We start from the raw sequence: 12,443 nt of genomic DNA on the forward strand, positions 1-12,443 counted from the left end.
CCCGGCGTCCGGCGTGGCCGCGCCGGCGGCCCGCCCCCTGCCGCCCGTCCACCCGCAGCGCCCCGCCGCCCCGACCCGCGTCACCGTGCTGCGGCAGCACGCCGCGGTGGTCGTCGGCCGGGCGTGCCTGCCCGCCGGCGTCGTGCTCGCGGCCTGGGTCGCGGTCGCGCTGCTGCGCGCCTGGACGGCCCCGCTGCTGCTGGCCGAGCTGGCGCTCGCGGCGGCGCTCGTCGAGGTGGCGCGGCGGACGCCCGCGACGACGCGGGTGGCGCAGCTGCCCGGTGCCGCGCCGGGTGCCGTCGCCTCGGGTGCCCTCCCGGGGACCGCCCCGGACGCCCCGGGCGCACCGCTCGTGCGCCCCGCCCCGCGACCCCCGTGGCGGGGCACCCTCGCCACGGCCGCGTTCGTCCAGCTCGCCTTCCTCGCCCTGCTGACCTGGGTGTCCCGCCCGACGACGGCGGTCGGCGCGGTCGCCGTCGTCGTCCTGCTGCTCCGGGCGCGCGCCCTGCTGCCGCGGGACGTCCGCGCGGTCCTGGTGGGGATCGCCACGGCCTACGCCGGCGCGGTGCTCGCGGCCGTGCTCGCGTGGTCGGGCTGGGACGGGCCCGGCGTGCTCGGCGGGCTCGCGGTCGCGCTGCTCGTCGTCGCGGCGGCGCTCGCCGTGCTGCCGCGGGTGGCCGACGACACCTGGCTCGGGGTGCTCGTCGTCGCGCTGGTCCCCGCGGTGCTCGCGATCGCGGCCGTCGCCGCCGACCGCACCTGGTGGGGAGCCGGCGCGGCGGCCGCACTGCTGCTGGTCGAGGTGCTGCTGCTCGACACCCGCACCCGACCGGTACCGGCGTGGGCACGCGTCACCGCCGCCGCCCTCGTGCTGCCGACGGTCTCGGTGGTCGTCATCTGCGCCGGCGCCGTGCTCCTGCCCGGCTCCGGGTCGCCCGTCCTGCTGCCCGTCGTCGCAGTGCTGGCCTCGGCGGCCGCGGTGGCCGCCCCCGCGCTCGGCGACCGCCTGCGCCGGCACGCACCCGGGACCCCCGGCGACCACGCGCGGCTCGCGGTCGAGCTCGCCGCCGCCGGCACGGGCGCGGTCGCGCTGCTGCTCGGCATCACCCGCACGGCCACCGGCGCGGACACCGTCCTCGTGCTCTGCGCGCTGCTCGGCGCGGGGGCGACGGCCGTGGCGCTGCGGCCGGAGCGGCGGCTCGCGTGGTGGCCGGCCGCGGTGCTGTGGTGCGGCGTCGTCTGGTCCGCGCTGGTCTGGTGGGGCGTCGGGCTCGTCGAGGCGTACACCGCGCCGCCGGCGCTCGCCGCTGTCGTGGTCGGCACGCTGCTCGCCCGCCGGGGCGACCGCTGGCGTCCGCTCGTCGCCGCCGGGGTCGCGCTGCTCGTGGCGCCGACGCTGCTGCTCGCCGTCGCGGGCCGGGACGTCGGGGTGCGGGCGGCGGTGCTGCTCGGCGTCGCCGCGCTCGCGGTGCTGGCGGGCGTCCTCCGTCGGCGTCCGGGCGCCGCGGGCTCGCGCGCCTGGGCGGCGCTCTCCGAGCCGCTGCTCGTCGGCGGCGCGGCGGCGGCGCTCGCGGGAGCGGTCCGGGCGGCGCACCTCGCGGCGGGCACGCCCGTCGGCGGCGGCGTCGCCAACGCGCGGCTGTTCGGCGCGGCCCTGCTGTGGTCGCTCGTCGGCGCGGTGCTGCTCGGCGCGCTGGGGCGGCTGCTCGTCGACCGCCTCCCGGCGGCGCGGCGCTGGGCGCTCGCCCCGGCGATCGCGGCGTTCACGGTCGGTGCGCTCGTCGCCGTGCGGCCGTCCTGGGCGCTGACCTGGACCGGCTGGGTCGTCGAGCTCGGCCTGCTGGCGCTCGCTGTCGCCGCGGTGCGGTCCGAGGCCTCGCGGGAGCGCGGGCCGCTGGCCACCGACGTCCCGCCCGGCTGGGTGCTCTGGCTGGCGGCCCTCGCGTGGGCGATCGGCGCGTGGAGCCCCCGGGAGCTGCGCGTCGAGGTGTTCGCGCTGCCGCTCGGCCTCGCGCTGACGGCGATGGGCTGGGTGGCGCTGCGCGCGGCGCTCGCGGCCCAGGGCCCGGGTGGGCGCGGGCCCCTCGGTGCGCCGGGGGCCCCCGCCGGCTGGGCCTCGTCGTCCTCGGCCGTCCCCGCCGGCCCGCGTCCTGCGTGGCCCGTCGGCCGGGCGACGTCCGTCGCGACGCTGGCCCCCGGGATCCTGGCGACCCTCGGGCCGTCGATGCTCGCGATCTGGACCGACCCGATGACCTGGCGCGCGATCCTCGTGGTCGTCCTGGCGCTCGGGTTCATGCTCGAGGGGGCACGGGAGATGCTGCGCGCGCCGCTCGTGCTCGGCGCGGGCGCGTTGCCGGTCGCGGTGCTCAGCGTGTTCGCCGCGCAGCTCGGCCGGACGATCTCCGCCGGGCCGTGGCTGCTGACCCTGCTGGCGGCGGGCGGGCTGCTGCTCGTGCTCGGCGTGTTCGCGGAGCGCCGCCGGACGGCGGTGGCCGAGGGCCGGTCGACGGCGGGCGGCGTGCTGCGCTGACGCGCGAGCGGCGCTGACGCGCGAGTGGCACTGACGCGTGAGCTGCGCTGACGCGCGTGCTGCGCTGACGCGCGTGCGGCGCTGACGCGCGTGCTGCGCTGACGCGCGTGCGGCGCTGACGCGCGTGCTGCGCTGACGCGCGAGCGGCGCTGACGCGCGTGCTGCGCTGACGCGCGAGCGGCGCTGAGGGGTTGCGTGCGGCTCCCGGGCGGCGCGCTGCTGAGACGAGCCACCCGCCCACGTCGTGCGCACGTGCGTCGAGTGGATGACCGACACGTCGAGTGCCTATCCAGCGCATAGGCATTCGACGTGTCTGATGCTCACTCGCGGAGGCGCGGAGGCGCGGAGGCGCGGAGGCGCGGAGGCGTGGGGGCGCGGCGCCGCCGCGGGTGGCGTGGGCTCAGCGCCGGGCGTCGCCCCGCGGCGCTGCGTCGGCGTCCAGCGCCGCCGCCCCGTCGGCCCCGGCGTCGGCGTCGCCGAGGCGCGTCGTCGCGGCGCCGGCCTCGGGCCCACCGCCCACGGCGCCCTCTCCCGCACCGGGCGCGCCGTCGAGGGTCGCACCCGAACCCGCCTCGCCGACGACCCCCGCGTCCACCCCGGCGCCGTGCCCGCCTGCGCCCGCCGCCCCCGCGCGCAGCACCCGCATCGACCCGAGCACGGCCACGACGGCCAGCACGGCCGCGCCCACGACGACGAGGTACCCGCCGTGCGAGCCCTGCCGGTCGATGAGCAGCCCCGCGATCCACGACCCGACCGACACCCCCACGCCGAGCGAGGTGCCGACCCAGGTCAGCCCCTCGGTCAGCCGCTCGCGGGGCACCAGGTCCTGCACGAGCCCGTTGCCGTTGATCAGCGTCGGCGCGATCGCGAACCCCGCGACGAACATGACGACCGCGAGCATCGTCATCGAGTCGACCAGGACGAACAGCGACGCGCCCAGGGCGAGCGCGACCATGCCGATCGCGAACCGGCGCCACAGCGGCGTCGTCCAGTGCCGGGCGCCGTAGAGCAGGCCCGAGATCATCGACCCGCAGGCGAACACCGCGAGGATCACCCCGGCGAGCCCGGGCCGGCCGGACTCCTCGGCGAACGCCACGGTGCTGACGTCGGTGCCGCCGAAGATCGCGCCCATCGCGACGAACACCACCGCCAGCACGATCATCCCGCCCGAGCGCATGACGGAGCGGCGGCGCACGGGCGTGCCGTCGGGGGCGGTGACGACCTCGCGCGGGTGCGGCGGCGGCTGGGTCGCGCGCTGGCCGAGGAACCAGAACCCGCCCAGCACCATCCCGACCACCGGCACGATCAGGCCGGCCGACGGCGTGACGGCGGTGGCGAGGGTCGTCGCGAGGATCGGGCCGACGACGAACACCAGCTCGTCCAGCGCCGACTCCAGCGAGTACGCGGTGTGCAGGGCACGCGGGTCGTCGACGACGTGGGACCAGCGGGCGCGGACCAGTGCGCCGAACGACCCGACGGTCGCGCCGACGACCACCGCGGTCGCGTAGAGCGACCACACCGGCGCGTCGGCGAGCGCGCACGCCACCAGCCCGACGAGCGCGGTGGCGGACACCGCGACCGCCGGCCGCATGACCCGCGCCTGCCCGTGCAGGTCGACGAGGCGCGCGAGCTGCGGCGAGCAGATCGCCTGCGCCAGCACGTACGCCGCGGACACGCTGCCGGCGAGACCGTACGAGTGGTACAGCGCCTCGATCATCAGCACGATTCCGATGCCGACCATGGACATCGGGAGCCGGGCGATCACCCCGGCGGAGGAGAACGCCAGCGCCCCCGGACGGGAGAGCACGTCGCGGTAGGGCCCCAGCACGCGGTCAGTGTCGCACCCCGCACCGACACGTCGCTCGCGCATTCCGGCGCCCCGTGCGGATACTCGGGGCATGACGACGCGCGTGACGGACGTGACCGACCAGCAGCGGTTCGAGATCACCGACGCCGAGGGCACCGTCCTCGGCGTCGCGGAGTACCAGCGGCGCCCCGGCGTCGTCGTGTTCACGCACACCGAGGTCGACCCGCGGCAGGAGGGCCACGGCATCGGGTCGACGCTGGTCCGCGAGGCGCTCGACGCCGTGCGTGCCGCGGGCGACCGGGTCGAGCCGCGCTGCCCGTTCGTGCGCGCCTACGTCGAGGAGCACCCCGAGTACCGCGACCTCGTGGTCGACCCGGTCGGCTGAGCCGGGGCCGGCGACCCGAACCGGCGGCGCGGTCAGCCGCGCAGCAGCGCTCCCACCGGCGTCGCGTCGAGGTCCCGCAGCAGCGCGGCGACGTCCTCGACCACGTCGGCCGCCCCGGCGTCCCGGAGCTCGGCCTCCGAGGTGCCGCCGGACAGTACCCCGACGCACGGCACGCCCGCCCGCACCGCGGCCTCGACGTCCCACACCGAGTCGCCGACGAACACCGCGCGCTCGGCCGGCACCCCGGCCAGGTCGAGCGCGGCGTGCACGAGGTCGGGCTCGGGCTTCGCCTCGTCGACGTCCTCGGCGCCGGTGATCTGCACGAGGTCGTCGACGTCGAGCGTCGCCCGGAGCTTCTCGAGCTCCTCCGGCGCCGCGGACGTCGACAGCACGACGCGCACGCCGCGGTCGGCCAGGGCCCGAACGAGGTCGCGCGCGCCGTCGAACGGCCGCAGCAGGTCCTCGAGCTCGGCGTACCGCGCGGTGTGCCGCTCCTTCGCCTCGTCCCCGAGGCGGTCGGCGTCGGCGCCCAGCAGCTCGCCGATCAGCCGGCCGGACCCCATCCCGATCCGCCGGTGCACGCGCCAGGCGTCGACCGGGTGGCCGACCTCCCCGAAGGCGCGGACCCAGGCGTGCACGTGCAGGAAGTTGGAGTCGACGAGCGTGCCGTCGATGTCGAGGAGGACGGCGGTCGGTGCGTCGGTGCCGGTCATGCCTCCGGTCTAGCGGCTGGTCGTCCGGCCCGCGACCGGGGAGCGCCCGGCGGGCGTCCCCCCGCGGCGCGGGCTAGCGTGCGGCGGTGCCCCGCCCGAGCCGCCCCGCCCCCGCCCCGCGCTCCTGGGTGCTGGTCCCGGCGGTCGCGGCGCCCGTCGCGATGATCGGCGGCTGGCTGCTCGCCGAGGCCCTGGCGCCCGCGTTCGACCCGGTGTCCCGCACGATCAGCGAGCTCGCCACCGCCGACGTGCCGCGCCCGGGCGTGATGACCGTCGGCCTCCTGGTCACGGGGCTCGCCCACGTCGCGACGGCCGCGGGGCTGCGCGACGTGCCGCGGTCGGGCCGCCTCGTGCTCGCGCTCGGCGGCGTGGGGACGGCCGCCGTCGGCCTGCTGCCGCTGGACCGCGTCCCGTCGGCGCACGGGGTCGCCGCGGCGGTGGCGTTCGGGGCCTTGGCGCTGTGGCCCGCGGCGTCCGCGCGCCGGTCCGGGCCGTGGCCGCTGCGGCCCGCGGTGGCGGTCCCGGCGACGGCGGCGCTGCTGGCGCTGCTGGGCTGGTTCGTCGCCGAGCAGGCCCGGGGCGGGGCCTTCGAGGGCCTGGCTGAGCGCGCCGTGGCGGGCGCGGAGTCGCTGGCGCCCCTGGCCCTGGTGCTCGCGCTGCGCGCCGCGCGGGTGTCGCGCCGCCGCGCCGGGTCGTTGCCGAGGCCCGGCGCGGCGGGCGGTCTCAGGGGTTGAGGTACGAGCCCGGGTCCTGGTCGGACGGGCTGGCGTCCGGCATGGACCGGGCGACCTCCTCGTCCGAGACCTCCTCGTCGCGGATCTCGTCCACGTCCGGCTCGGTCAGGGCGTCGGGGGAGTCCTCGGGGAACGGCGTGACGTCCTCGCTCATCACTGCTCCTTCGCTGCGGTGGAGCGCCCCACGCTAGGCGCGTCCCCGCCGGTCCGCGCGTCGAGGACGGCACCCCGCGCACGACGACGGCGCCGCACCCGGGTGGGTGGCGGCGCCGTCGCGGTGGTGGGGCCGGTCAGCCGCCGAGCGCCTCCGACACGACGTCCTTCGCGGCCTCCTGCACCTGCGTCAGGTGCTCGGGGCCCACGAACGACTCCGCGTAGATCTTGTAGACGTTCTCGGTGCCGGACGGCCGCGCGGCGAACCACGCGTTCTCGGTCGTCACCTTGAGGCCGCCGATCGCCGCGTCGTTGCCCGGCGCGGAGGTGAGCTTGGCGGTGATGTCCTCGCCCGCGAGCGTCGTGGCGGTCACCTGCTCCGGCGACAGCTTCCCGAGCGTGGCCTTCTGCTCGAGGGTCGCCGGCGCGTCCACCCGGGCGTACCAGGACTCGCCGAACCGGCCGACGAGCTCGGCGTGGTGCTGCGACGGGGACTTCCCGGTCGTCGCGAGGATCTCCGAGGCGAGCAGCGCCAGGATGATCCCGTCCTTGTCCGTGGTCCACACCGTGCCGTCCTTGCGCAGGAACGACGCCCCGGCCGACTCCTCGCCGCCGAAGCCGACCGACCCGTCGAGCAGGCCGGGGACGAACCACTTGAAGCCGACCGGCACCTCCAGCAGCCGACGGCCCAGGTCGGCCGCGACCCGGTCGATCAGCGACGACGACACCAGGGTCTTGCCGATGGCGGCGTCCGCCGGCCAGCCCGGGCGCGCGCCGGAGTACAGGTACCGGATCGCCACCGCGAGGTAGTGGTTCGGGTTCATCAGGCCGGCGTCGGGCGTGACGATGCCGTGCCGGTCGGAGTCCGCGTCGTTGCCCGTCGCGATGTCGAACGGCGAGTCGCCCTGCATGGCGTTCACCAGGGACGCCATCGCCGACGGCGACGAGCAGTCCATCCGGATCTTGCCGTCCCAGTCGAGGGTCATGAACGACCACTGCGGGTCGACCCGCGGGTTCACGACCGTGAGGTCCAGGCCGTACCGCTCGGCGATCGCGCCCCAGTACTCGACGGACGCGCCGCCGAGCGGGTCCGCGCCGATCCGCACGCCGGCCGACCGGATCGCGTCCAGGTCGAGCACGTGCGTCAGGTCGTCGACGTACGCGCCGAGGAAGTCGTGCTTGCGGGTGGTGTCGGCGGCGAGCGCGGCGTCCACGCCCACGCGCGGCACCCGGTCGACGCCGCTCGCGAGCAGCTCGTTGGCGCGGTCCGCGATCCACTTCGTGGCCTCGGAGCCCGCCGGCCCGCCGTGCGGCGGGTTGTACTTGAACCCGCCGTCCCGGGGCGGGTTGTGCGACGGGGTGACGACGATGCCGTCCGCCAGGCCGGGGCCGGACGCGCGCACGCCCTCGGAGGTCGCGGCGCCGTTGTGCAGCAGGATCGCGTGCGACACGGCAGGGGTCGGGGTCCAGGAGTCGCGGGCGTCGACGCGCACCTCGACGCCGGCCGCCGCCAGCACCTCCAGCGCCGTCCGCCACGCCGGCTCCGACAGGCCGTGGGTGTCGCGGCCGATGAACAGCGGGCCGTCGGTGCCCTGGCTGCGGCGGTACTCGACGATCGCGGCGGTGATCGCGACGATGTGCGCCTCGTTGAAGGCGCCGTCGAGGCTCGAGCCGCGGTGGCCGCTGGTGCCGAACACCACGCGCTGCGCGGGATCCTCCAGGTCGGGGCGGCGGTCGTGGTACGCGGCGAGCATGGCGTCGACGTCCACGAGGTCGGAGGGCTGGGCAGGGGTTCCGGCGCGCGGGTCCATGGCCCGATCCTGCCACCGACGGCCCACGCGCGGCTGGTCGAGCGCGCGACGCGTCGAGCCCGTCCGGGGAGCCGACCGGCCCGGTAGCCTGGTGCGCATGGCCTCTTCCTCCGTCGACTTCGTGCTGCGCCCCTTCGAGGGCCTCCCCGGCGAGCCCGACTGGGTCGCCCTGCGCGAGCTCGTGCCCGCCGCCACCGCGACCGCCCGCACGAACGCCGAGCACGGCGCGCGCGACATCACGGTCACGACCGTGCTGCCCGACGGCTGGGCCGCCCTGCACCGCGCCGACGGCGTCGTGCTGCTCGCCCTGCAGGTCGTGGGCGGCTCCGGCGACGCGAGCCGCGACCTCGCCGCCGCGCTGCTGGAGGCGCTCGACTCCGAGCCCGGCACCGCCGTGCAGAGCTCCGGCCTCGCGGGCCCCGGCCCGCGGCTGCAGGACGTGCTCGACACCACTGTCCCGTTCGAGGTGACGGTCGAGGAGAGCTTCGCCTACTGGGTCGCCGCCGACACCGAGATGACGCCCGACCTGAAGGCCGCCATCGAGGAGGCCGACGCGGGCGTCGTCGACACGAAGAAGCTTGCCGCGGTCGACGCCGCCTACTGGGTCCGCATGGGCGCCCGCGAGTACCTGCGCTGGGCGCAGCCGCACGACGAGCAGCAGGTCATCGACGGCCTCGCCCGCCTGCACGGCCGCCGCGAGTCCGGCTTCGACGGCGCCAAGTTCATCGGCTACTTCCGGTCCAACGGCCTGGTCGTCCCGGTGTGGGAGCTGGCCCGCGGCAGCGAGGCCGAGGACGTCGAGCCGGCCGTGGCCGCGTTCGCGCCGAAGTTCACCGCCGCGCTCGCCGACACCGAGCCGCTCGACGCGAACGCCCGCCGCGCCCGCGCCGGCATCGTCGCCCGGCAGGTCACGCTCCGCTGAGCCACCCGCAGGCCGCCCCGACGCACCGCCCCGGTGCGCCGCGGGCGGCCTGCGGCGTCCCCGGGACCGGGCGCCGCGGCGGACCCGCTGGTGACGGCCCCGCGCCGCCTGTGTGACCGTCGTGTGCAGCGTCCGCGTGTCCGGGCCCCGAGGGCGCGCGCGGCCCGGCCGGATCGATAGGCTGACCCGCGTGACGGGCGAGGCGGAGGACAGGACCGAGGAGCGATCGGTCGCCGACCGCCCTGCCCGGGCGGAGGAGCCGGCCCCGCGCAAGCCCCGGCGGTCCCAGCCGCAGCAGCCCGCGCCGCTCGAGACGCCCACGACGACCGCGCGCACCGGCCGGTCCCGCCAGCGCGTCGCGGTGGTCATCCCCGCGAAGGACGAGTCCCGCCGGATCGCCGCCACGGTCCGTTCGGCCCGGGCGATCCCGAACGTCGACCTGGTCCTCGTCGTCGACGACGGCTCGGAGGACAACACGCAGCACGTCGCCCGCGAGGCCGGTGCCGTCGTCGTCCGGCACTCGCACAACCGCGGCAAGGCCGCCGCGATGGAGACCGGAGCGGCCGTCGTCGCCATGCGCGACGCCCCGGACCGCCCGCCCCGCCTGCTCCTGTTCATCGACGGCGACCTCGGGGACACCGCCGTCAACACCGCGCCGCTGGTCCCGCCGGTGCTCGAGGGCACCGCCGACGTGTCGATCGCGCTGCTGCCGCCGCAGCCTGGCGCCGGCGGCCGCGGCATCGTCGTGGGCGCCGCCCGGCGCGCGATCCAGTCGCTGACCGGCTGGACCCCGACGCAGCCGCTGTCCGGCATGCGGTGCCTGACCCGCGAGGCCTTCGAGGCCGCGACGCCGCTCGCCCGCGGCTGGGGCGTCGAGACCGGCATGACGATCGACCTGCTGCGCAAGGGGTTCGTGGCCGTCGAGGTCCCGTGCGACCTGCGGCACCGCCCCTCGGGCAGCGACCTGCGCGGCCAGATGCACCGCGCCGCGCAGTACCGCGACGTGCAGCTCGCGGTGGCGGCGCGCCGGCTGCGCTCGATCGGGGCGGCGCCGCGCAAGAAGGGCTGACGCCCGGCCCTCCCGCCTGTCGGGGGCCGGCCGTACGCTGGGCGCAGCCGATCCCGCAGCGGCGCGGGGTCGCCGGTCTCGGGAGTGTGGACATGGCACACGGCGACATCACGCACATCGACATCCCGGTCGACGACGTCGACCGCGCGAAGGGCTTCTACGGCGCCCTGTTCGGCTGGCAGATCCAGGAGTACCCGGGCTACGAGGGCTACCCGATGTGGCAGGCCCCGAACAAGATCAGCGGCGGCGGGCTCGCGCCGCGGGACGAGAACTTCGACCGGCCGCGGTCCTACGTCGAGGTCGACTCGATCGACGACACGCTGCGCCAGGTGACCGAGCTCGGCGGGCGGGTCGTGCGCCCGAAGGCGGAGATCAGCGAGACGAGCTGGTGGGCGGTGTTCATCGACACCGAGGGCAACGAGATCGGGCTCTACGAGGGGACGACGGACACCGACGGGACGGAGTGACCGGCCCGCGCCGGGCATGACGAAGGGCCCGCCACCTGCGCTGACGCGGTGGCGGGCCCTTCGACCTGCGGAGGATGGGGGATTCGAACCCCCGAGGGCGTGAACCCAACACGCTTTCCAAGCGTGCGCCATAGGCCACTAGGCGAATCCTCCCGGCCTCAAGAGGGTACCCGAGCCGGAGCCGTGCTCGGTAACCGGGCCGGACTCGCGACGTCGGCGCCGCCCCGGCGCGGCTGTCGGCCCCGTGTGGTGGGCTGTCCTGCGTGCCCCTGACCGGTCCCGCCCTGCCCGTGCGCCGCGTGCGTGCCGACGACCGCGAGCCCGTCGACGCCGGCGCGTGGTTCACCCGCGTGCCCGCGGTGGCGCAGGTGCTGCGCGACGGCTGGGACCTCGGCCCGGCGACGGTGCTGGTGGGGGAGAACGGCGCGGGGAAGTCGACGCTCGTCGAGGCGCTGGCGATGGCCTTCGGCACGGGCGCCGAGGGCGGGTCGACGGGTGCGCGGGCCGAGACGCGCCCGTCCGAGTCGGCGCTGTGGCGGCACCTGCTGCTGGAACGCGGGGCCGGAGGGGCGCGGCGCGGCTTCTTCCTGCGAGCCGAGACGATGCACGGCTTCTACACCTACCTCGAGGAGAACCCGCGGTTCGGGGGACCGCCGGAGCCCGTGTTCCACGAGATGTCCCACGGGGAGTCGTTCCTGGAGATCGCCGTGTCGCGGATGCGCGGGCGCGGGCTGTACCTGCTGGACGAGCCGGAGTCGGCGCTGTCGTTCACCGGCTGCCTGGCGCTGCTCGCGCACCTGCGCGGTCTGCTCGCGAGCGGGGCGCAGGTGGTGCTGTCGACGCACTCGCCGCTGCTCGCGGCTCTTCCCGGGGCGCGCGTGCTCGAGGTCGGGGAGTGGGGGCTGCGGGAGACGGCGTGGGAGGACGCGGACCTCGTGCAGTCCTGGCGCGGCTTCCTGGCGGCGCCGGAGCGCTACCTGCGCCGCCTGGACGACTGACGCGCGTACCCCGCGCGGCCGTCCGGGGGTCAGGCGCCGCCGTCGAGCGCGAGCAGGTGCTCGACCTGCGGCACCAGGACCCGCTGCAGCAGCACGAGGTTCACCGTCGGCTCGGCGACGACGGCCAGCGCGAACCGGTCGCCCACGGGCGTGGCGACCACGGCCCCGTCGTCGGTCCGGACGGTGCAGGCCGCCAGGCCGGTGAGCGACGCCCCCGCGGCGGTGTGGTGCGCCATCTCGACGCACGCGACGACGAGGGCGGCGAGCCGGTCGCGGTCCTCCTCGGGGCCGTCGTCGCTGAACGGCGTCCCGTCCCGCTGCACGAGGAGGACGCGACGGATCCCGTCGACGGCGTGCCGCAGCGTGGCGGCGACCTGCAGGCCGTTCTGGCGGATGATCATGCCGCGGCGTCCTCCTCGTGCGGTCGGTCGGTGGGGCTCAGAGGTCCAGGTCGCGCTCGAGGTTGAGCAGCTGCCGGCGGGCCATCGCGAGGTTCGCGCGGCTGCGGTCGAGCACCAGGTACAGGAACAGGCCCTGGCCGTGCGCGCTCTGCAGCAGGCGGATCAGGTGCAGCTGGCTGGTCAGCGTGATGAGGATGTCCTCGATGCCGTCGGACAGGCCGAGGGACGCGAGGGTGCGGAACTTGGCGCGCACGACGTCGGTGTTGCCGGCCGCCGCCAGGTCGAGGTCGATGCCGCCGCCGGCGGAGCCGAGGAGCATCCCGGAGTCGAAGTCGACGAGCGCGACGGCGGTCGCACCCTCGATGGACATGGCGGCGGTGAGGGTCTGGTCGACGGTGGCCACGCAGGTGCCTTTCGCAGGGGCGGACGGGGCCGCCGGGAGGTCGGGGAGCG

At 76.9% G+C, this 12,443-nt stretch carries 13 protein-coding genes and 1 tRNA gene; 7 read left to right on the forward strand and 7 right to left on the reverse strand.

What is annotated here, in order from left to right:
• Positions 1 to 2,530: SCO7613 C-terminal domain-containing membrane protein (locus J5O08_RS03105; protein WP_218705387.1), on the forward strand; the 2,530-nt coding region annotated here is incomplete at its 5' end.
• Between the two features lie 400 nt (positions 2,531 to 2,930).
• Here the strand turns inward: J5O08_RS03105 and J5O08_RS03110 are convergent.
• Complete coding sequence (locus tag J5O08_RS03110; protein ID WP_218705388.1) at positions 2,931 to 4,358, reverse strand: MFS transporter; 1,428 nt, start codon at positions 4,356 to 4,358, stop codon at positions 2,931 to 2,933.
• 70 nt (positions 4,359 to 4,428) lie between these two features.
• On the opposite strand from J5O08_RS03110, the gene J5O08_RS03115 reads away from it, so the two are divergent.
• Positions 4,429 to 4,722, forward strand: a complete 294-nt coding sequence (locus tag J5O08_RS03115) for a GNAT family N-acetyltransferase (RefSeq protein ID WP_218705389.1) — start codon at positions 4,429 to 4,431, stop codon at positions 4,720 to 4,722.
• A 32-nt stretch (positions 4,723 to 4,754) separates the two neighbouring features.
• Here the strand turns inward: J5O08_RS03115 and J5O08_RS03120 are convergent, their stop codons facing one another.
• The gene (locus J5O08_RS03120; protein WP_218705390.1) at positions 4,755 to 5,435 is read right to left on the reverse strand and encodes an HAD family hydrolase; all 681 of its coding nucleotides are present in this window, start codon (positions 5,433 to 5,435) and stop codon (positions 4,755 to 4,757) included.
• Between the two features lie 86 nt (positions 5,436 to 5,521).
• Here J5O08_RS03120 and J5O08_RS03125 point away from each other — a divergent pair, with 86 nt between their 5' ends.
• Positions 5,522 to 6,169 (forward strand): DUF998 domain-containing protein, encoded by a 648-nt coding sequence (locus tag J5O08_RS03125; RefSeq protein ID WP_218705391.1) that lies wholly within the window; start codon positions 5,522 to 5,524, stop codon positions 6,167 to 6,169.
• Here J5O08_RS03125 and J5O08_RS03130 read toward each other — a convergent pair.
• Positions 6,159 to 6,323: a hypothetical protein gene (locus J5O08_RS03130; protein WP_168216929.1), complete on the reverse strand. Its 165-nt coding sequence runs from the start codon at positions 6,321 to 6,323 to the stop codon at positions 6,159 to 6,161. The two genes, J5O08_RS03125 and J5O08_RS03130, sit on opposite strands and share 11 nt — an antisense overlap.
• Positions 6,324 to 6,459: 136 nt before the next feature.
• Positions 6,460 to 8,133 carry a phosphoglucomutase (alpha-D-glucose-1,6-bisphosphate-dependent) gene (pgm, locus tag J5O08_RS03135; protein WP_218705392.1) on the reverse strand — a complete coding sequence of 558 codons (1,674 nt, stop codon included), beginning with the start codon at positions 8,131 to 8,133 and terminating at the stop codon, positions 6,460 to 6,462.
• Positions 8,134 to 8,230: 97 nt separating this feature from the next.
• Here pgm and J5O08_RS03140 point away from each other — a divergent pair, with 97 nt between their 5' ends.
• The 3 genes from J5O08_RS03140 (at position 8,231) to J5O08_RS03150 (ending at position 10,591) form a co-directional block, all read left to right on the forward strand.
• Positions 8,231 to 9,055, forward strand: coding sequence for a DUF5926 family protein (locus J5O08_RS03140; RefSeq protein ID WP_218705393.1), 825 nt, complete (start codon positions 8,231 to 8,233; stop codon positions 9,053 to 9,055).
• Between the two features lie 361 nt (positions 9,056 to 9,416).
• Complete coding sequence (locus tag J5O08_RS03145; protein WP_147797011.1) at positions 9,417 to 10,124, forward strand: glycosyltransferase; 708 nt, start codon at positions 9,417 to 9,419, stop codon at positions 10,122 to 10,124.
• Positions 10,125 to 10,216: 92 nt separating this feature from the next.
• On the forward strand, positions 10,217 to 10,591 hold the full coding sequence (locus J5O08_RS03150) for a VOC family protein (protein WP_147794926.1): 375 nt from the start codon (positions 10,217 to 10,219) through the stop codon (positions 10,589 to 10,591).
• A 68-nt stretch (positions 10,592 to 10,659) separates the two neighbouring features.
• Here the strand turns inward: J5O08_RS03150 and J5O08_RS03155 are convergent.
• Positions 10,660 to 10,744 (reverse strand) — tRNA-Ser (locus J5O08_RS03155).
• A 110-nt stretch (positions 10,745 to 10,854) separates the two neighbouring features.
• Between J5O08_RS03155 and J5O08_RS03160 the strand changes: the two genes are divergently transcribed.
• The gene (locus tag J5O08_RS03160) at positions 10,855 to 11,589 is read left to right on the forward strand and encodes an AAA family ATPase (RefSeq protein WP_218705394.1); all 735 of its coding nucleotides are present in this window, start codon (positions 10,855 to 10,857) and stop codon (positions 11,587 to 11,589) included.
• Positions 11,590 to 11,618: 29 nt separating this feature from the next.
• Here the strand turns inward: J5O08_RS03160 and J5O08_RS03165 are convergent, their stop codons facing one another.
• Complete coding sequence (locus J5O08_RS03165; RefSeq protein ID WP_218705395.1) at positions 11,619 to 11,990, reverse strand: roadblock/LC7 domain-containing protein; 372 nt, start codon at positions 11,988 to 11,990, stop codon at positions 11,619 to 11,621.
• A gap of 37 nt (positions 11,991 to 12,027) precedes the next feature.
• Positions 12,028 to 12,393 carry a hypothetical protein gene (locus J5O08_RS03170; protein WP_218705396.1) on the reverse strand — a complete coding sequence of 122 codons (366 nt, stop codon included), beginning with the start codon at positions 12,391 to 12,393 and terminating at the stop codon, positions 12,028 to 12,030.
• Positions 12,394 to 12,443: the final 50 nt, after the last annotated feature.

The sequence above is a fragment of the Cellulomonas sp. PS-H5 genome, from assembly GCF_019265565.1.
In the GTDB taxonomy this organism is placed as follows: Bacteria; Actinomycetota; Actinomycetes; order Actinomycetales; family Cellulomonadaceae; genus Cellulomonas.